Origin of the sequence: Agrobacterium cavarae, from assembly GCF_004310285.1 — a bacterium.
Taxonomy (GTDB): Bacteria; Pseudomonadota; Alphaproteobacteria; order Rhizobiales; family Rhizobiaceae; genus Agrobacterium; species Agrobacterium cavarae.
The window spans coordinates 495,859-514,582 of the sequence record NZ_SISF01000031.1; the positions used below are offsets into that span (position 1 = coordinate 495,859).

Here is an 18,724-nt window from a genome sequence, read left to right on the forward strand (position 1 = left end):
CCAATCAGTTTGCGGCAGATGGTTTCTGCCAGACGCCTTCGCGTTCCAATAGTTTTGTCGCGGCGACCTGTTCTGCCGCACGTTTCGAGCGATCGACGCCTGTTTCCGGCGCAACGCCTGGAATTTCCACCGTCACTGTAAAGCGCGGATCGTGATCCGGTCCGGAGCGATCGTCAACCCGGTAGTTGGGGGTCGCAGCGAACTTCGCGTGCGCCCATTCCTGCAGTTCGGTCTTTGCATCGCGACGACCGGCATCCGCACCGTTGGCGCGGCCTTGCCAGTACTTCAGAATGAAGCTGCGCGCAGCCTCCAAGCCGCCATCCAGATAGATGGTGGCAATGAGACTTTCCACCACATCGGCACGCACGTTCAGCATGGCCTTGCCCGTCAACTTCTTGACGTCGGAGCCCGTGCGGATGAAGAGGTGCAATCCCATTTCATCGGCAATTGCCGCACAGGAATCGGCGCTGACAAGCTGGTTCAAGCGAACAGAAAGCTCGCCTTCCGTCGCGTTGCGGAAGGTGGAGAACAGCAACTCAGCGACACAGAGCCCGAGAACCCGGTCGCCCAGAAACTCCAGACGCTCATAGTTACCGGCTTTTGCGGAGCGGGCACTTGCATGTGTCAAGGCCCGGTCAAGCCGGGCCTTTTCCTTGAATTCATATCCGATCAACGCTTCCAGACGGGTGATCTCGTCCGTCTGGAGCGGCTTGGCCTTACTCATTTAACAACCTTGAAGATGCGATCCCAGCGCATATTTGCGGGCCATTCCCAGATATGGCTGAACGGCGTGTCGTTGCCGAGCGAGAAGAAGATGAGGCTGGCACGACCGATGAGGTTTTCAGCGGGCACGTAACCGACGTCGAAACGGCTGTCGAGCGAGTTGTCACGGTTATCGCCCATCATGAAGTAGTGACCTTCAGGGACAATGAACTCGCGGGTATTATCGCCACGGCTATCTGGCGACTGATCAAGCGTGTCATAGCTGACGCCATCGGGGAGTGTTTCGCGGAAGACCGGCACGTCGGTGCCCGGATCAGCGCGGTAATCGGAGGTGAAGAAGCCGTCCGGCTCCTTCGGAACGGGATTGCCATTGATGTAGAGCACGCCGTTCGTCACCTGAATGCGGTCACCTGGCAGACCAACGAGCCGCTTGATATAATCCACTTCCGGGTTCGGCGGCAGGCGGAAGACCACCACGTCGCCGCGCTTCGGCTGGCTGAACTCCAGAATACGACCGGAAAACAGATCGGGCGAGAAAGGCAGCGAGTATTTGGAATAGCCATAGGAGAACTTGTTGACGAACAAATAGTCCCCGACCAAGAGCGTCGGCATCATTGAGCCAGACGGAATGGTGAAAGGCTGAAACAACACGGTGCGAATAACCATCGCCAGCAGAAGAGCCTGAACGATGACCTTGACGTTTTCCCAGAGGGCGTTCTGCTTCTTTTCTGCTTTTTCGGACACTTAGAGACCTGTCTGCTCGTTCTTCGTCGTTGTCATAAAACCGCTCAACGGTCTTCTGAGATGCTTTAGTGCCTTTCAGGCCCAAAGGGAAGCTTTTCTATCGACATGCGTACCGGTCAGCCCGTTGCTGCTCTGACGTCATCTGGAGAGGGGAAGCGCCTCGATAATGACGAAGGCCTGCGCATAGGGAAAGTCATCGGTAATCGTCAGGTGGATCACCGCCTCATGCCCTGCCGGCAACATGGACTGGAGCCGCTCACCTGCGCCGTTGGTCAGACGCATTGTCGGCTTGCCACTTGGCAGGTTGATGACGCCCATGTCCTTCCAGAACACGCCCTGTGCCAAACCGGTCCCCAGCGCCTTCGAGCAGGCTTCCTTGGCGGCGAACCGCTTGGCATAGGATGCGGCGCGGTTCTTGCGCCGGTCGGATTTTTCTCGCTCGATATCGGTGAAACAGCGGTGGGTGAATCTGTCGCCAAAGCGTTCGATGGAGGCCTCCACCCTGCGGATATCGATGAGATCGCTGCCGAGCCCGATAATCATTCAACCACGTCCATGATGGCGTTACGGTTTGCGGCACGCGCGGCAATCTTTTGATGCTTGCGCTGACGAAAACCACTGATGACTGCATAGACCACAGCGTAGGTAACGACGGCGGAAATAGCAGCGGGAATCAGCGAACCGATCGTCATCGGCTCCAAAACCGGCTTCCACAGTTGCAGGAAGTTCATATGCGCGAATATTTCCACGAAATCCACGCGCGCCGCCACCTCGCCGCCATTACGGCCAAGAATGAAATGACCGAGCTCCCAGGTGGACGCCCATATCAACGGAAATGTCAGCGGGTTGGCAAAAGTCGTTCCGAGTGCCGCGGCAACGAGATTTGCGCGCAGAACAAAACCGATCATCATGGCAATCAGAATATGGATGCCGAGAAAGGGTGTCCAGGCAACAGCCACGCCTGTCGCCGCCCCCGCAGCCACCGCATAGGGCGACGCCGAAAGGCGGACCAGCTTCAACTTCATATAGCGGAGAGAACGGCGCAGCCCCATACGCGGCCACAGCGCAGCGAGGAGTCTTTCAGAGAGTTTTGCAGGACGGCGGCGGCGAAAAGGCATGTGCGGACTTTATGTCATCGCCTGCATTCCGCCAAGTGGCGAAAAAGGCGCCGTACCGGAAGCGCGTCACGATCCGTTGGACCCGTTTCCTGCGCTTCAATTATCAATTCTCTCGCACGCCTTATCCAGAAACTTTGAACGATGTTCCGCGGCGTGCGTTAACGGAGCCCCATTTGGCTCCGCATGAGCGTGGCGGCATGGCCGCCATGCATTTTTGTCTTATCTACGGAACATGCCGCGGTCGACTTCACGCTGGCGCAGTTCGAGATCCACAGTGGAGACCGAGCCGCTGAGGTAATCGAATTCGCGTTCCTGAACCGACTTGCCACGAACAGCGCGGGCGATCTTACGAAGCGGTGCAAACATTTGCATTTCCTTTCCAGACTTGAGGCTTTGTCTTCAACGACAGGATTGCCGGAGGAAACCTCTGTTGCTCTTTATTTCTGGACTGAAGATAGCTGCATGGCCGCGCAATGACTACGGATAAGACAAGGCCGCTGCCATGCGCTGGACGCATAGCAACGGCCTCGAAGGCATTTATTTAAGCAATAGGTGCATCAATCGAAGGCACGTTTCACCGTTGAAACGCAGTCGAGGTCTTTCAATTGAGACAGAAGCTGGTTCAGCTGGCGCAGATCCCAGACTTCCACGTCGAGCGACAGTTCGGAAAAGTCGGTGCCGATCCGCACCATGTTGAGTGCCCGTATGTTCACATCTAGCGTCGCGATGGATTGAGCCACGGAGGCCAGCGTGCCCGGCTCATTCAGCGCGTTGATCAACAGCCGCGCCATGAAGCGGGACTTGTTCGCCTCATCGAGATCCCAGCGCACATCGATCCAGCGTTCCGGCTCATCGTCAAACCGTTGAAGCGCAGGAGACTGGATCGGGTAGATGGTAATCCCCTTCCCTTTCTCCATGATGCCGACGATCCGGTCACCCGGCACTGCCCCTGTCGCGCCGAAATGGACTTCGACATTGTCGGACAGACCGCGGATCGGCATCGGATCGGGGCCATCCAGCACTTCGGTGGCGCCATCATCTTCGAGTGCGGAACGTGATTTTCCGGGGATCTTGAAGATCATGCCCGAGGCGCTGCGCATATTGAACCAGCCATCGTCGCCCGTCATCTTCACGGTCACGCGCTCATCCTGATAATCCGGGAAGACCGCGCGCAGCACATCGAGAGACGACACCTCGCCGCGACCGACCGCCGCAATCGCATCCTCCGCATCCTTCTGAGCCAGACGGTGCAACACAGGCTTCAGCGCCTCTCGCGAGAAGGTCTTGCCGGCACGTTCGAAGGTGCGCTCCAGAATACGATAGCCCAGACCCGCATATTGCTTGCGGATCGCCATGCGGGTTGCACGGCGGATCGCCGAGCGCGCCTTGCCGGTGACAACGACCTCTTCCCAAGCGGCAGGCGGGACCTGAACGCCGGAGCGAATGATTTCCACCTCATCACCGTTGTTGAGGCGTGTGACGAGCGGCATGATGCGGCCATTGATCTTCGCACCGACGGTTGTATCGCCAATGTTGGTGTGTACGGCGTAGGCGAAGTCGATGGGGGTCGCTCCACGCGGCAGAGCAATGAGCTTGCCCTTGGGCGTGAAACAGAAGACCTGGTCCTGAAACAGCTCGAGCTTGGTGTGCTCGAGAAATTCTTCGGGGTTGTCGCCTTCGGCAAGCGATTCGATCGTATGGCGCAGCCAGGAATAGGCGTTGGTTTCGGTCGAAAGCTGTTCCGTGTCGCCCGTTTCGCCATCCTTGTAGAGCGAATGCGCGGCGATACCGTATTCGGCAATCTCGTGCATGCGGCGGGTGCGGATCTGTAGCTCGATACGCTGGCGAGACGGGCCAACGATGGTCGTGTGGATCGAACGATAATCGTTCTGCTTCGGCGTCGAGATATAGTCCTTGAAGCGGCCAGGGACCACACGCCAACGCGTATGCACGATACCGAGCGCGCGGTAGCAAGAGGGAATATCCTGTACAAGAAGGCGGAAGCCATAGACATCCGACAATTGCTCGAAGGATAGCGACTTGGACTGCATCTTGCGAAAAACCGAATAGGGTTTCTTCTGCCGCCCCTTGACCATGGCACCTTCGACGCCATTGGCCAGCAGCAATTCGCGCAGCTCGTCCTCGATCTTCTTGATCAGGCCCTCATTGCGCTCTTCCAACTCCTGCAGTCGCTTGGTGACGGTCTCAAAGGCATCGGGGTTGAGATAGCGAAACGAAAGATTCTCAAGCTCGTCGCGCATATCCTGCATACCCATGCGACCGGCAAGCGGCGCATAGATTTCCATCGTCTCTTCGGAGATGCGGCTGCGCTTATCCGCCGGCATATGCTCCATGGTGCGCATATTGTGCAGGCGGTCGGCAAGCTTGACCAAGAGCACACGAACATCGTCTGAGATGGCAAGCAGCAGCTTGCGCAGGTTCTCCGCCTGCTTGGCCTTCTTGCTGACGAGATCGAGCTTCTTGAGCTTCGTCAGGCCCTCGACAAGCCGGCCAATATCTTCACCGAACATCTCGTCGATTTCGGCACGCGTCGCGCTGGTGTCTTCGATCGTGTCATGCAGGAGAGCCACAGCAATGGTCGACTCATCCAGATGCATTTCGGTGAGAATGGCCGCGACCTCTAGCGGATGGGAGATATAGGGGTCGCCATTGGCCCGCTTTTGCTGGCCATGCTTCTGCATCGCGTAAACATAGGCCTTGTTCAACAAGGCCTCATTCACATCAGGCTTGTATGTCTGAACCCGCTCCACGAGTTCGTATTGTCGCATCATGAATGGGATGCCCCGAAAAAGAAAGCGCGCCAACTGACGGGGACGACCCCGTCGGACTGGCGCACGATGATACATAATCCAGGATCAGATTATGACGACAATCAACTCCTAAGCGCAACCGGAAAAACGCCGGTCTGACGCTAAGCTTAGTAGTCGTCGTTCTTTTCCGGCGGAACGAGGCCTTCGATGCCGGCCAGAAGCTCTTCTTCCGACATCTGGTCGAAAGTGATGGTTTCCGGTGCGTCGTCGTCTTCGTTCTCGGTTGTCGCGTTGGCTGCGATCGTGACCGGATCGGGTTCCGGCTCATCCACTTCCACATGCTTCTGCAGCGAGTGAATCAGATCTTCCTTCAGGTCGTCGGGCGAAAGCGTTTCATCGGCAATCTCGCGCAGAGCAACGACCGGGTTCTTGTCGTTGTCGCGATCAACCGTGATCTGAGAGCCTTGCGAAATCTGGCGCGCGCGGTGGCTTGCCAGGAGAACGAGCTCGAAACGGTTGTCTACTTTGTCAATGCAATCTTCTACTGTGACACGGGCCATTGCCTGTCCTTTGCGGGTCGTGATGTCGCTGATTAATGGTCCCGATACAGACATTGTCCGAGAATTTCAAGTTTTTCCTCATTTCACGTGGTTTGTCTCACAGGAGACGCAACCACCCGCCCTTTTATTAGTTAGTGCAAATTGTAGCGGCAGGTCTGGACTGCGGGCCGAACGAGCTTATATGAATGCTTAATAATGTATCGCAGACCGAGATATTAGCTGATATCCGATACTCTTATTATATTCGCGGCTGGGAGCCGCTTTGGAGGAAGCCCACTTTATGTTCGACCCACGTGAGAAAATTGCGCTCTTTATTGATGGGGCGAACCTCTACGCTGCATCGAAAAGCCTTGGTTTCGACATTGATTACCGCAAACTGCTGAAGGCCTTTCAGAAGCGCGGCTACCTGTTGCGCGCCTATTATTACACTGCCCTCATCGAAGACCAGGAATATTCCTCCATTCGGCCGTTGATCGACTGGCTCGACTATAATGGCTACAAGGTCGTTACCAAGCCTGCCAAGGAATTTACCGACGCGATGGGCCGCCGCAAGATCAAGGGCAATATGGATATCGAGCTTGCCGTCGATGCCATGGAACAGTCCGAGACGGTGGACCATCTCGTTCTGTTTTCCGGCGATGGCGACTTCACGACACTGGTGGATGCGCTACAGCGCAAGGGCCGCAAGGTCTCCGTCATTTCGACCATGTCGACGCAGCCGCCTATGATTGCCGACGATCTGCGGCGCCAGGCCGACCATTTTATCGATCTCCTGTCTCTCAAGGCGGAGATTGGGCGTGATCCAAGCGAACGGGCGCCTCGCCCGCCGGTCGAGACCGTAGAAACTGTCGACTGAAGACTTACGCCTTGTTTTGCTTGTGACAGGCGCTCAGGATCGATCCTGGCGCCTGAACACTACCCCTACCAAAGGTTGATTTATTACTTTAGCAAATAATTAACCATGGTTGTGTTTTTCTGTCCTTATTGATTTTTTACGTGCAGTTGGGGAACGCGCACGAACAGTAGGGGCTGTTTTACATGACGGGGCTGCACAACAATTCTCAATTGACCGAGAGACTCGATTTCCTCGGTCTCGATGCGGAGCAACGGCAAGATCTTGCCGCTCTGAAAACGACTATCACCGGCACGCTCAGCAGCTCGCTCGATGCCTTCTACAAGAAGGCGCGAGCCGTTCCCGATACAGCGAAGTTCTTTTCCAGCGAAGCTCATATCCAGCACGCCAAGAGCATGCAGGTTAGCCACTGGACGCGCATATCATCTGGCGTCTTCGACGCTGATTATACCAAAGCCGTGAGTGCCATCGGGCGCACCCATGCGCGATTGGGGCTTGAGCCGCGCTGGTATATCGGCGGCTACGCCCTTGTGCTGGAAGGCATCATCAAGGCCATCGTCGAATCCGAACTGAAGGGCTTCCTCGTCGAGAAAAAAGGCAAGGAGGTTGTCAAAGGTATCAGTGCAACGGTCAAGGCCGCGATGCTGGACATGGATTACTCGATCTCCGTCTATCTCGACGTGCTTGCTGACGAACGTGCGAAGATAGAAGCAGAGCAGAAGCGCATGAAGGCAGAGCAGGACCACGTTCTGGCGCTGCTCAACAGCGCTCTCGACCGGATGGCGCAGGGTGATCTCACCTCGCGCATCGATGGTGCCCTGCCCGCAGAATTCGCCGGTCTCAAGGAAAACTTCAATGCAGCGATCAGCCGTCTTTCTGGGGCCTTCGCCGAGATCGTCGAAGAATCTCATAAGATCGCCAACAATACGCGGGAATTGACATCGGCAACCGACGATATGGCGCGCCGCACCGAGCAGCAAGCTGCCTCGCTGGAAGAGACAGCCGCTGCCATTGACCAGATCACCACCATCTCCAAACAGTCGGCATCAAGAACGGAAGAAGCGCAGGCGATCGTCAAGAGTTCGGCGGACGAAGCCGCCCGCTCCCGTCATATCGTCAGCGAAGCCGTCGAGGCCATGAGCGCAATCGAGGGCTCGTCGCAGAAGATTACGCAGATCATCAGCGTGATCGATGAAATCTCTTTCCAGACCAACCTTCTGGCGTTAAATGCCGGCGTCGAGGCCGCACGCGCTGGTGAGGCCGGCAAGGGCTTTGCGGTCGTCGCCCAAGAAGTTCGCGAATTGGCCCAACGATCGGCTTCCGCCGCCAGGGAGATTCGCACACTGATCGACAAGTCTTCTCAGGACGTGGCTCAAGGCGTTTCTCTCGTCAACCGCACCGGTGAGGCGCTGAACTCCATTGGCGGCAAGGTCGACGATATTCACGAACACATCGGCGCGATTACCCAAGCGGTGCGCGAACAGGCCGTCGGAATCCAGGAAATCAACATGGCAATCAACAGCATGGACCAGCTGACCCAGCAGAACGCGGCGATGGTGGAAGAGACCAATGCCTCTACCCACGGCTTGAGCGACATCAGCAGCAATCTGGCAGCGCTGATTTCGCGCTTCCAGGTCGAAAAGTCGATGACCTATCCGCAGCATCGCGCGGCGTAACGCAGCAGGCCTTTAGAGCGCCATGCCTCCTAGTGGACGTACGGCGCTCAATCTTCTTTGAACTACGATCGGCCCGCCGCTCAATCAACGTCCGGATCATATTCGCGCGGTCCATCGTCCTTGGCGAAGAGGACGCAGGGGCCGCGAGATCCCCGAGGATCATAGGCAAATCCTTTTTCCGCCAGCGCCTGGGTGATATCGCGAACACCCGAAAGGCCATAGAGATGGTCGTGGAGCTCGACGAAAATCCGCTCCACGCCCTTAAGCTTGGCATCGCGCAACAGATCACGCTCCGCCCCTTCGATATCCATCACCATCACGTTGATGTCATGCTGCTGGATGAAGGCGTCGATGTTCTCCGAGCCGATTTCGATGCGGCTGTCATAGGGGCCTTGCTTCTCGTCCATGGATGACATCCACAGATCGCGCCGAACGTAGAAGATATGCGTGTCTGGATCCCCTGCGGTCAAAAGTCCCTGAGAGAATCGCACATTTCTTGCGCCATTGGCTTCCAGAATTCGTTCGGCAAGACGTGCCGTCGATGGGTTTGCCTCAAAAGCAAACACGGACACGTCCGGAATGCGGGCAATGACAGAAGTAATGACACCAATGCCTGAGCCAAGTTCCAGCACACGGTCTCCGGGTCTTACAGCCCGCGCCACGCTTCGGGCTTCCTTCGCTTCATAACTGCCATCCTTGAGAGCCTGCCAGATTATCGGCGAGACTTCGTCTGACGACAAACGTAACAGGACGCCGTGTATCTCAAACGCTTCCATATTGCGTCCTTTCATAGTTCTTTTAGGGGGAGTTCAGCTTGTTGGAGTGGATTGGCAGGCGGCCCGAGAACCTTCACGCATAGATGCCGTAGGCCGTGAGTTCGCTTGCAGGAACGGGCTTGCCGATCAGATAGCCTTGGATTTGGTCGCAGCCGAGTTGGCGCATGTGGGCGAACTGTTCTTCCGTCTCAACACCTTCGGCAATCATCGTCATGCGCAACTTACGGCCGAGCCCAACGACAAATTCGACAATGGCCAACGCGTCCTGACTGCTGGTGATATCAGACAGAAAGGACTGGTCGATCTTAAGCTTGTCAAATGGAACGCGGCGCAGATTTCCAAGCGAAGAGTAACCCGTACCAAAATCGTCCATGGCCATGCTAATGCCGACCGCCTTGAGGTTGTCGAGGATGGCAAGCGTCTGGTCGCTGTTGCCGAGAAGCACGGATTCGGTGATTTCCAGCTCGAGACGCGCGGGATCGAGATTGCTCTTTTCCAGGGCTTCGACGACGTTTTGAATGAGATTGCTGCTGTGAAGCTGGACAGGCGAAAGGTTGATGGCAATCTTGATATTCGGCTTCCAGAGTGCCGCCTCTTTGCAGGCGGTCTCCATGACCCATTTTCCAAGCGCGTTGATAAAGCCGGTTCTTTCCGCAACAGGAATGAATTCCGCCGGTGGCACGCGTCCGCGCACAGGATGCGTCCAGCGCAAGAGCGCTTCAAATCCGCAGACAGCGCGCGTCTCTGTCGATACTTGCGGCTGGTAGAACACATCCATTTCGTTGTTCTGGAGAGCCGCCTGCAGGTCAGCTTCGAAAGATCGCTTTTCTGCCAACTGGCTCTGCATATAGGGTCTATAAACGCTGAGGCTGCCAGCCCCCGCGCGTTTGGCCTCATAGAGCGCGAGATCCGCGTGCTTCAGCAACTCATCGGCATGGGATTGCCTATGGGAGATCGCAATGCCGACACAGGTGCCGATCTTAATCTCCATGTCCCCGATATGATATGGGCTGGCGATCCTTTCGACCAGGCAGCGAGCAAGATCGAGCGCTTGATCTTCGTCGAGATTGTCCGCCACAAGGGCAAACTCGTCGCCTCCCAGCCGACAGATCAGCTCGTGGTTTTTTCTGATCGGCAGTATGCGCGCAGCCACGGCCTGAAGGAGGCTATCGCCGACGTCATGGCCGAGCGTGTCATTGATCTCCTTAAAACCATCGAGATCGAGAAGAAGCAGCGCAACCTTATCGATGCCAGATGGAGGGTCGAGCCGGCGCACGAGTTCACGCCGGAAGAGTGCGCGGTTGGGAAGGTTTGTCAGTGCGTCATGATAGGCATCATACTCAAGGCGAAGGTTGTTAGACTGCAACTCTAACGTTGCAGTCTGTAATTCTTCCGTCAAAAGTGTGAGCTTTGTCTGGGCGCGATCGAGCAGTTGGTTGTGTCGCAAGAGAAGAAAGATCAGCGCCATGCCGCAAAGGATCAAACCTCCGGCAAGTCCGGTATAAATAATGTGGAGCTTGCGGACCTCTGCGTGGGCGGCGTCGATGATCTCGACGTCATTGGCGACGGATTCCGCAGCAACCGACGTAAGCTGTGGAACGTGGCCGCTGATCACCGGAAGCAGCGCCCTTGCCTCTGCAGGGCTCAACTCTTCCAGCCTTTTATCGACGTCTCCAAGGAGCTGGTCAACTTCTCCGATGACCTTGCGCATGTCCGGCTTTGCATCGATGAAGGCGGCCAGGCTCCCTTCTCTCAGAGAGTTCATTCTGCCAAGCACGATATCGAGGCGAAGTCGCAGCTCGTCCTTGTCAACTCCCTCTATACCAAGAGCATATTCAGCAAGCAGGCTTTCAAAACGGACATATTCCCCCACGGTCTGGCTGACAGCCCATGAGTCGTTGTAGCGAGCAAATTTCTGGAGCGCGTTCTGCCGCTCAGCTATCACATAAGCGATGTAGCCGGTGGCGAGTATGAAGCAGCAAACAACGACTGCCAGCGCCTTTCGCAAATGTCACCTTTATTCAACTATGAGTTTGGCCACTTGCCAAGCGGAGCGCGTGTAGTAGGTCTGCGACTGAAGTTCTTGCATGCTATCATAGGGATATATGATGAAGAGCGGTCCTTTATCCCTGACCTGCATATATTCCCCGTCTCGCTTCATGGCAAGAATGACATTGTACTGGGTGAAATCCTTAACAGGAATCGTGCTGACATAGTCGTTCAGCGCCACGGCCTTTACGGTTTCTCCTTTGGCGCCAACGAACTCCATGAGCTTCGCCATTGAAACACCTTCAAAACGAACACGCGTCTCGTACCATGGAGTCTGGGTTTCCACGGTAACCAACCCCATATTTTCCAGCGCGTCCCGATCGAACTGGGCCGTGCCGTTGACGTTGGTGTTGGCGATATTGCCTGAGATGGTGAGGATCGGCTTTCCCTTGGGCGCCGGAAAGTCTTTGGCATGTACGCCCGCAGACGAGACACCGAACAGCAGGAGGCAGAGAAAGAAGCGAATGATAGTCATTGGAGCACGCCCTTCTAGCCGGATTGAGACGGAGGCGAGACCGCTCCACAGCCTCCGTTTTTTAGGTTATTATAAATTAGAATGTATTGAACTATCTTCGCGCAGTTTCGATCCATAGAGACAAGGCGAAAGGTCGTATGGCTCATAATACGCGTCTTTACATTACTTAGACACCGTGAAAAGAATCATCCTATGCGAGAAGCCTTGAGGCACTCTCTCCTAGCGTTTCCTTTTCCAATGGTAACAATGAATTTGGTCGGCCGACTTTAAACTTTCGGCCATAGATAATGATCTATTAACAAATAGACGCCGAGCCGCAGGGCTGCGGCTCCATAAATGCGACCTCAACGTTAGTTGCACGCTCTGATCAACCGCCTGTTTTCAGCAGCCTGGATTTTTGCCGGTTCCAGTCCCGCTCCCTTTCCGTCTCGCGCTTGTCATGGAGCTTTTTGCCCTTCGCCAAGGCCAGTTCGAGCTTCGCGCGCCCCTTGTCGTTGAAGTAGATCTTCAAAGGTACAAGGGTCATGCCGTCACGGTTGATCCCGGCACGCAGACGATTGATCTCCCGCTTGTTGAGGAGCAACTTACGACGTCGGCGGGGCTCGTGATTGAAGCGGTTCGCCTGGAGGTACTCAGGCAGGTGCGAGTTGATCAGCCAGATCTCATCGCCTTCGTCGGACGCATAGGATTCGGCAATGTTGGCCTTGCCCTCGCGCAGCGATTTCACCTCGGTGCCGGTCAGCACCAGCCCCGCCTCGTAGGTGTCGAGTATCTCGTAATTGAAGCGCGCCTTGCGGTTTTCCGCGACGACCTTGTTTACGATGCGCTGGCTGCCTTTGGGGGCCATATTCTGATCCACTTCTCTGCCCGCACAGCGAGTAATGTGCGGCTTTCGGCGCTTATGTAATCAAAGCGGTCCCGAAAGTGAAGATGCGCGGCTTGCGCGCATCCGTCTTATCACATCCACACAGGCGCTTTGCCGTGCTCAGTTCAACAAGCCTGCATGCTTGAGGGCTGCATCGATTGCCGCTTCTGTCGATGGCTCCAACGTGTCCATCAGTGGCGAGCGGACCTTGCGGCTTCCATTGCGCGTCCGGGAGATCGCATATTTGGTGCCACAGACGCCGGGCTCCATGAAGATGGCCCTATGGAGCGGCATGAGACGGTCCTGATAGTCGAGCGCCAGTGCGTAATCGCCGGCAACCATGGCCGCCTGAAACTCCGCACAGAGGCGGGGCGCAACGTTGGCAGTGACCGAGATACAGCCGACGCCGCCATGGGCGTTGAAACCCAGCGCCGTGCCATCTTCTCCCGACAATTGCACGAAGTCCTTGCCGCAATGAATGCGCTGCTCGGAAACGCGATCGAGCTTGCCGGTGGCATCCTTGACGCCAACGATATTTTTGTGCGCCTTGACGAGCGCACCCATCGTCTCCGGCGTCATATCGATCACCGAGCGTGGGGGAATATTATAGATGATGATGGGGAGATCGACCGCTTCCGCGACAGCGGAAAAGTGCGCGAAGAGCCCCTTCTGCGTCGGCTTGTTGTAATAGGGCGTGACAACCAGAAGCGCGTCTGCGCCGACTTCCTGTGCGTGCAGTGCAAGCTCGATCGCCTCACTGGTATTGTTGGAGCCAGCACCGGCAATGACAGGGACCCTCTTCGCCGCGACCTCGACGCACAGCTCGACCACACGTTTATGCTCGTCATGCGACAGAGTCGGTGACTCTCCCGTGGTGCCGACGGGCACAAGGCCGCTGCTGCCTTCGGCAATCTGCCACTCCACATGGGCGGCGAAAGCCGTTTCGTCCACTGCGCCATCGGCGGTGAACGGCGTAATCAGGGCGGGAATAGATCCCTTGAACATGCAAAACTCCTTGCGGTAAGCCAGTCCATGCTTCAGCCGCATTCCGTGGTTAAAACGGTTGTCACATTAGTTGGGAGCCAGTCGCCCCACAAGCGTTTAACCGAGGCTTTCGTCCAGGAAACGTAAATAGTTTTCTGGCCTGGACCGGCATCCAGCGTCATCACACAGATGATTGGTTTGAAGCGTTTTGTGAGCGCAGCGTTACCGAAATTTGATCGAATGCGAGAACTTCGCTTAAGGTTTCGTTAAGGCTGCGAGCAGCTAATGGATGCAAGGGCGACATTCTGTGGGGCTTCGCACGCATGGGCGATAGGAAACGCGGATGGCGCTAAAGCGTCGGCCCGAAAATCGAAATCGCTTTTCGGAAAAGCACGATGCGTCGTTTCGAAGACTTAGAGCGTCCTTAGTGCATACAAAAAGGACGCACGGCGCTCTAAGGCGCAGCTTCTTGTCTTTTGAGATAAAGCTGCAGTCGTGTTCGGTATGGTCCGCTGGTGAGTAAGGGATGAAGAAAACAGCAGTTTTTGGTTTGATGGCAGCGGGCGTGGTCGCCACCGTTTGGGGCGCGTGGGCGGGACCGGCGTCAGAAGGCGTCGTTCCCCTGCCCTTTGCTCGCCCTAACGCTCCTGCCGTTCCGGCGTTTCTGCCCGCTTCGCCTGAGGTAACAGGCTCGATCATCCGGCCGGCAAACCCGATTGACGTGTCTCAACTGAAAGCGGGCCTCGACGCGCTGTCCAACAGAAACGCCAGTGGGGCAATTGCTATTCGCAACAGCCTGCCGGCCACCAGTCTTGATCGCCACATCCTGACGTGGGCTATCGCCATATCCGGCCAGAGGGACGTTTCCTCGGCGGAAATTACGGCCGCTCAACGGGAGCTGAAAGGCTGGCCGGGCCTTTCTACGCTGAGAGCCAATTCTGAGCGCGCGATGCTGCGGGAAAATCCCTCCGCTGCACAGGTGCTGACCGCATTTGGTTCGTCCAGACCCGAAACGCCGGAGGGCACAATTGCGCTGGCTCAGGCGCTCACCTCATCCGGCAACGCTGCGCGTTCCCAGCAACTCATCCGCCAGCTGTGGGTGAGCGAAGGCATGGGTACCGATCTGGAAGATCGGGTGATCGCCGAATTCGGTGGCGTCCTGTCGCCCGCCGATCATAAGGCCCGGATGGACTACCTCATGTATCGCAGCCGTGTCAGCCAGGCCAAGCGGTTTGGCGATCTCGGCAAGGCGCAGTCGCTGTACAAAGCCTGGGCTGCCGTCCTTCAACGCGCCAACAATGCGCCGGCCTTGTTGAATGCCGTCGAAGCCTCTTGGCGCAACGATCCTGTCTATCTCTTCGCCCAGATCGAAAACCTCCGTCATCAGCAAAAATACGACGATGCTGCAAAGCTTCTGGCGCGCGCGCCCAAGGAGAGCGGCAAGCTCGTCAATCCTGGAGAGTGGTGGAACGAACGCCGGATCATCGCCCGTGGACTTGCGGATCTCGGTGATTTCCAGGGCGCTTATCGCGTGGTGGCCAACCATTCCGCAGCCTCGCCCGTCGATGTTGCAGATGCGGAGTTCCATGCTGGGTGGTACGCTCTACGCGCGATGCACGACCCGGCACTTGCCGCACGGCACTTCAACGCCCTTCTTGCCACGTCCAATCGACCTCTTTCCGCCTCTCGCGCCTATTACTGGCTTGGACGTGCTGCCGAGGCCGGCGGACCAGGCCAGGCGCGCGACTATTTCTCCAAGGCCGCATCTCATCCCGGTACATTTTACGGCCAGCTTGCTGCCGCACGCATCGGCGTGACGACGCTCAACGTCACCTACCCCTCGCCAAGTGCTATCGACCGCGATCGCTTTGCTGGCCGCGAAGCGGTGCGTGCCATCGAACGGCTGGAGGCGGCGGGCTATAGCTGGCGCGCCGACGGGATTTACCGCGCGCTGGCGGAGCAGATCGACAGCCCCGGTGAATTGGCAATCCTCGCGTCACGCGCCGAGCGTAACAACAATCACCAGGTCTCTTTACAGATCGGCAAAACGGCCTTCAGCCGCGGCATTGATGCTGCCGCCCTTGCCTACCCCATCGGCGTCATCCCGGTGAGCGCCAATATTTCCGGATCGGGCAAGGCCCTTGCCTATGCCATTGCCAGACAGGAAAGCGCCTTCAACCCGGCGGCCGTTTCGCCTGCCAATGCGCGCGGTCTTCTTCAACTTCTGCCGGGAACGGCCAAAGGTGTCGCGAGCCGCCATGGCATGGCCTATACACAAGCCAAACTGACCACGGACGCCGGATATAACGCCACGCTCGGCGCTCACTATCTCGGTGAGCAGATCGACAGCTTCGGCGGGTCCTACATCCTCACCTTCATCGCCTATAATGCCGGGCCGAAGCGCGTGCCGGAATGGATCGCCCGCTACGGGGATCCGCGCGGAAAACCGATCGATGAGGTTGTGGATTGGATCGAACGCATCCCGTTCCCCGAGACGCGCAACTACGTTCAGCGCGTGATGGAAAACTATCAGGTCTATAAAACTCGGCTTGGGCAGCAAGCGGACATCGTCAACGATTTGCGCAACGGCCGAGCAGGTTGAGGGCGGAGGATTCCTGATCCGCTCATCATCCCACGATGACTCCGCCGCTTGCGTAGGGAATGAAGCGCGTTGCGATGGTAACTCGTTACGCGCGCACGAGCTTCGTATTCTGGAGCCTGTCAAATCGATGAACCTGTGAATCACGCTGCGCAATATGACGAAGGGGAGCGTGACGGCTTTCATATGCGCAAACACGCTGATCCGCGGCCCCTCTCTTGACGGCCAACCATTCAAATCTCCCAAAACAAAAAGCCCGGCGCGAGGCCGGGCTTGTCATAGCGTCATACCTAAAATTAGAAGTCGCGCTGAAGACGAACGAAGCCTGTCCAGAACTCCGGACGGTTTTCTTCGTCGTAGTAGTTTGCCGTTACCTTGGTGGTGAAGCCTTCCACCACCTTGTAATCAACCGTCAGACCTGCGGTCCAGGCATCATTGTTGGACCAGCCGGTGTTGACGATGTCGAATGCCGCATCCTTCGTCGCTACGTTGCCAAGCCATTGAACGCCTGGTGTGATGGTCAGCTTGTCGGTGACCTTGTACGCGTATTCTGCAACAACAGCCCACTCCGACAGCGCGTAGTAAGCATTGACGCCGGATGCATAGACGCCAGCAAAGCTGAATGCGCCCGGGCCGACATCGAAAGCTCCGATCAGGCGGACAGCACCGTCTTCGCGATCGGTATCGTAGCCGCCGATAAGCGACAGGCTGCCACCACCGAACTTGCCAGCAAGGCTTCCAGCAATACCGACATTATTGTCGCTGTTGGTGTCACCAATGAAAGTGATACCTTCCAGTTCGTCGACGGAGATACCAGCCGTGAAAGCGCCGGAGTCGTAAGAGTAGCGAATAGAGTTAAAGAGCGTGTTGGAAGAGAGAAGATCCGTCTCGCCGGAGAGATCGTCATCCCACCAGCTGTAGAACTTACCAACCTTCAGGCCGCCGAGTTCGATGAAAGCCTGATCGACGAAAACGCCAGAACCCAAGTTACCCGATGTACCCGCAGTCGCCCCACCAACGCCGGAATCCGCGTTGCCTCGGAAGCCGATAAAGCCACGAAGCGCGCCAAGTTCGGTGTCAGAACGAACATCCATTTCGAATTGCGCGCGTGTGAAGCTATCCCAGTCCGACGGACCAGCTTCATCACGGCCAAAGTCCGTTTCGAAGCGGATGTAACCGCCGAATTTCAGGCAAGTCTCGGTGCCCGGAATGTAAAAGAAACCCGCGCCGAAGGCGTCGCAAACCCGTACGTATTCCAAAGGCTCGGGCTCAGCAGCGACGATGGCGTCGGCGGCGTGCGCGCTGGACACGGTTGCAAGTGCAGCAGCGGCACCAAACAAAAAGCTCTTGATGTGCATATCGATCTCCAAGCGAATCAGGAGAAGCAGCGGGCAAATTGCAAACATGCGTTGCTTCTTAAATTGGAGTAGACGCAAAGAAGCATCGCAGCGCAACACGCATTGAGTTAATTCGGGGACCTTATAATCCTCTTCTTTTCGCACTGTGGCGGAAGCACAACAAATCGTGATCGCAACCAGCGAGTTAGTCGACCGGCGCGCTGCGATGATAGCCTACAACGAAAAAACCCGGCTCAAGAGCCGGGTTTCCGTCACTGACAATGTCAGATCAGATTAGAACGAACGCTGAAGGCGAACGAAACCAGTCCACTCCTTCGGGTTGTTGTCGATGTCAACATAGTTGACAGCAACCTTAGAGGTCAGACCTTCGGTGATCTTGTAGTCAACCGTGAGGCCACCCTTCCAACCGTCGTTGTTGGTGAAGTTGTCAGCGTTAACGAGACCATAGTTACCGTAGTACTGAACGCCGGGGGTAAGCGTCAAACGATCGGTCGCCTTGTAAGCATACTCAGCCGCAACAGCCCACTCGGATGTCGCGTAGTAAGCATTGGAGCCAGATGCCCAAACACCGGCCAAGCCGAGCGTGCCAGGACCAACGTCAGCCGTTGCGATGAGGCGGACCGCACCGTTGCTGCGATCAACGTCGTAGCCGCCGATAAGATCCACAGCAGCGCCGCCGAACTTGCCGCCCAGAGCACCAGAAATACCGACGTTGTTGTCGGTTGCGCCTGGCAGAGTAATGCCTTCCAGTTCGTCAACAGACAGGCCAGCGTGGAACGAACCAGCGTCGTAGGTGTAACGGATGGAGTTGAACAGCGTGTTGGAAGAAAGGTCATCCGTTTCACCGGAAAGACCATCGTCCCACCAGTTGTAGAACTTACCAACCTTCAGGCCGCCGAGTTCGATGAACGCCTGCTCAAGGAATACAGCCGAACCGAGATTAGCAGAGGTACCAGCTGTGGCAGCACCCAGACCGGAGTCACCATTGCCCTGGAAGCCGATGTAACCACGCAGAACGCCGAGTTCGGTGTCGCTGCGGGTGTCAATGTTGAACTGGCCACGCGAAACAGCATCCCAGTCAGACGTGCCGGACGAGTCGCGGCCGTAGTTAACCTGGAAACGAACGAAGCCGTCGAACTTCAGGCAGGTTTCGGAACCAGGAATGTAGAAGAA

17 protein-coding genes are annotated in these 18,724 nt (G+C 56.7%); 3 read left to right on the plus strand and 14 right to left on the minus strand.

Annotated elements, in window-relative coordinates; all coding sequences use genetic code 11:
• Positions 1 to 4: 4 nt before the first annotated feature.
• From rnc to rpoZ, 7 genes are all read right to left on the minus strand, one after another.
• The gene (gene rnc, locus EYC79_RS15705) at positions 5 to 724 is read right to left on the minus strand and encodes a ribonuclease III (RefSeq protein WP_130978568.1); all 720 of its coding nucleotides are present in this window, start codon (positions 722 to 724) and stop codon (positions 5 to 7) included.
• Complete coding sequence (lepB, locus tag EYC79_RS15710) at positions 721 to 1,467, minus strand: signal peptidase I (RefSeq protein ID WP_062425671.1); 747 nt, start codon at positions 1,465 to 1,467, stop codon at positions 721 to 723. Before lepB ends, rnc begins: the two co-directional genes overlap by 4 nt.
• A 138-nt stretch (positions 1,468 to 1,605) precedes the next feature.
• Positions 1,606 to 2,010, minus strand: a complete 405-nt coding sequence (gene acpS, locus EYC79_RS15715) for a holo-ACP synthase (protein WP_062438015.1) — start codon at positions 2,008 to 2,010, stop codon at positions 1,606 to 1,608.
• Entirely contained in the window at positions 2,007 to 2,585 is a 579-nt protein-coding gene (locus tag EYC79_RS15720) for a DUF2062 domain-containing protein (RefSeq protein WP_062425673.1), read from the minus strand. Before EYC79_RS15720 ends, acpS begins: the two co-directional genes overlap by 4 nt.
• 219 nt (positions 2,586 to 2,804) lie before the next feature.
• Positions 2,805 to 2,951 carry a DUF3563 domain-containing protein gene (locus tag EYC79_RS15725; protein WP_082447229.1) on the minus strand — a complete coding sequence of 49 codons (147 nt, stop codon included), beginning with the start codon at positions 2,949 to 2,951 and terminating at the stop codon, positions 2,805 to 2,807.
• Between the two features lie 191 nt (positions 2,952 to 3,142).
• The gene (locus EYC79_RS15730) at positions 3,143 to 5,377 is read right to left on the minus strand and encodes a RelA/SpoT family protein (RefSeq protein ID WP_062426150.1); all 2,235 of its coding nucleotides are present in this window, start codon (positions 5,375 to 5,377) and stop codon (positions 3,143 to 3,145) included.
• A gap of 146 nt (positions 5,378 to 5,523) precedes the next feature.
• Positions 5,524 to 5,916, minus strand: coding sequence for a DNA-directed RNA polymerase subunit omega (gene rpoZ / locus EYC79_RS15735; protein WP_062425674.1), 393 nt, complete (start codon positions 5,914 to 5,916; stop codon positions 5,524 to 5,526).
• Positions 5,917 to 6,196: 280 nt separating this feature from the next.
• Between rpoZ and EYC79_RS15740 the strand changes: the two genes are divergently transcribed.
• The gene (locus tag EYC79_RS15740) at positions 6,197 to 6,772 is read left to right on the plus strand and encodes a LabA-like NYN domain-containing protein (RefSeq protein WP_062425675.1); all 576 of its coding nucleotides are present in this window, start codon (positions 6,197 to 6,199) and stop codon (positions 6,770 to 6,772) included.
• A 182-nt stretch (positions 6,773 to 6,954) separates the two neighbouring features.
• A complete protein-coding gene (locus tag EYC79_RS15745) occupies positions 6,955 to 8,445 on the plus strand; it encodes a globin-coupled sensor protein (RefSeq protein WP_130978569.1) in 1,491 nt (496 codons plus the stop codon).
• 80 nt (positions 8,446 to 8,525) lie between these two features.
• On the opposite strand, the gene EYC79_RS15750 is transcribed toward EYC79_RS15745, so the two are convergent.
• From EYC79_RS15750 to dapA, 5 genes are all read right to left on the minus strand, one after another.
• On the minus strand, positions 8,526 to 9,221 hold the full coding sequence (locus EYC79_RS15750; protein WP_130978570.1) for an FkbM family methyltransferase: 696 nt from the start codon (positions 9,219 to 9,221) through the stop codon (positions 8,526 to 8,528).
• A gap of 73 nt (positions 9,222 to 9,294) precedes the next feature.
• Positions 9,295 to 11,229 (minus strand): putative bifunctional diguanylate cyclase/phosphodiesterase, encoded by a 1,935-nt coding sequence (locus EYC79_RS15755; RefSeq protein ID WP_130978571.1) that lies wholly within the window; start codon positions 11,227 to 11,229, stop codon positions 9,295 to 9,297.
• A gap of 9 nt (positions 11,230 to 11,238) precedes the next feature.
• On the minus strand, positions 11,239 to 11,745 hold the full coding sequence (locus tag EYC79_RS15760) for a putative pterin-binding protein (protein ID WP_130978572.1): 507 nt from the start codon (positions 11,743 to 11,745) through the stop codon (positions 11,239 to 11,241).
• Positions 11,746 to 12,112: 367 nt separating this feature from the next.
• Entirely contained in the window at positions 12,113 to 12,592 is a 480-nt protein-coding gene (gene smpB / locus EYC79_RS15765) for an SsrA-binding protein SmpB (RefSeq protein WP_062425680.1), read from the minus strand.
• 138 nt (positions 12,593 to 12,730) lie between these two features.
• Positions 12,731 to 13,615: a 4-hydroxy-tetrahydrodipicolinate synthase gene (dapA, locus tag EYC79_RS15770; protein WP_130978573.1), complete on the minus strand. Its 885-nt coding sequence runs from the start codon at positions 13,613 to 13,615 to the stop codon at positions 12,731 to 12,733.
• A gap of 505 nt (positions 13,616 to 14,120) precedes the next feature.
• On the opposite strand from dapA, the gene EYC79_RS15775 reads away from it, so the two are divergent.
• The gene (locus EYC79_RS15775; RefSeq protein ID WP_165457046.1) at positions 14,121 to 16,196 is read left to right on the plus strand and encodes a lytic transglycosylase domain-containing protein; all 2,076 of its coding nucleotides are present in this window, start codon (positions 14,121 to 14,123) and stop codon (positions 16,194 to 16,196) included.
• 293 nt (positions 16,197 to 16,489) lie between these two features.
• On the opposite strand, the gene EYC79_RS15780 is transcribed toward EYC79_RS15775, so the two are convergent.
• Together EYC79_RS15780 and EYC79_RS15785 are read right to left on the minus strand one after the other, a co-directional pair.
• Positions 16,490 to 17,551 (minus strand): porin, encoded by a 1,062-nt coding sequence (locus EYC79_RS15780; protein WP_130978574.1) that lies wholly within the window; start codon positions 17,549 to 17,551, stop codon positions 16,490 to 16,492.
• 273 nt (positions 17,552 to 17,824) lie between these two features.
• Positions 17,825 to 18,724 (minus strand): porin (locus EYC79_RS15785; RefSeq protein ID WP_130978622.1); only part of this gene is annotated, 900 nt, incomplete at its 5' end.

Bases quoted from the DNA above. Each gene is read 5' to 3' on its own strand.
- rnc (WP_130978568.1), bottom strand. From the start codon at position 724: ATGAGTAAGGCCAAGCCGCTCCAGACGGACGAGATCACCCGTCTGGAA.
- acpS (WP_062438015.1), bottom strand. From the start codon at position 2,010: ATGATTATCGGGCTCGGCAGCGATCTCATCGATATCCGCAGGGTGGAG.
- EYC79_RS15720 (WP_062425673.1), bottom strand. From the start codon at position 2,585: ATGCCTTTTCGCCGCCGCCGTCCTGCAAAACTCTCTGAAAGACTCCTC.
- EYC79_RS15725 (WP_082447229.1), bottom strand. From the start codon at position 2,951: ATGTTTGCACCGCTTCGTAAGATCGCCCGCGCTGTTCGTGGCAAGTCG.
- EYC79_RS15730 (WP_062426150.1), bottom strand. From the start codon at position 5,377: ATGATGCGACAATACGAACTCGTGGAGCGGGTTCAGACATACAAGCCT.
- rpoZ (WP_062425674.1), bottom strand. From the start codon at position 5,916: ATGGCCCGTGTCACAGTAGAAGATTGCATTGACAAAGTAGACAACCGT.
- EYC79_RS15740 (WP_062425675.1), top strand. From the start codon at position 6,197: ATGTTCGACCCACGTGAGAAAATTGCGCTCTTTATTGATGGGGCGAAC.
- EYC79_RS15745 (WP_130978569.1), top strand. From the start codon at position 6,955: ATGACGGGGCTGCACAACAATTCTCAATTGACCGAGAGACTCGATTTC.
- EYC79_RS15750 (WP_130978570.1), bottom strand. From the start codon at position 9,221: ATGGAAGCGTTTGAGATACACGGCGTCCTGTTACGTTTGTCGTCAGAC.
- EYC79_RS15760 (WP_130978572.1), bottom strand. From the start codon at position 11,745: ATGACTATCATTCGCTTCTTTCTCTGCCTCCTGCTGTTCGGTGTCTCG.
- smpB (WP_062425680.1), bottom strand. From the start codon at position 12,592: ATGGCCCCCAAAGGCAGCCAGCGCATCGTAAACAAGGTCGTCGCGGAA.
- dapA (WP_130978573.1), bottom strand. From the start codon at position 13,615: ATGTTCAAGGGATCTATTCCCGCCCTGATTACGCCGTTCACCGCCGAT.
- EYC79_RS15775 (WP_165457046.1), top strand. From the start codon at position 14,121: ATGAAGAAAACAGCAGTTTTTGGTTTGATGGCAGCGGGCGTGGTCGCC.
- EYC79_RS15780 (WP_130978574.1), bottom strand. From the start codon at position 17,551: ATGCACATCAAGAGCTTTTTGTTTGGTGCCGCTGCTGCACTTGCAACC.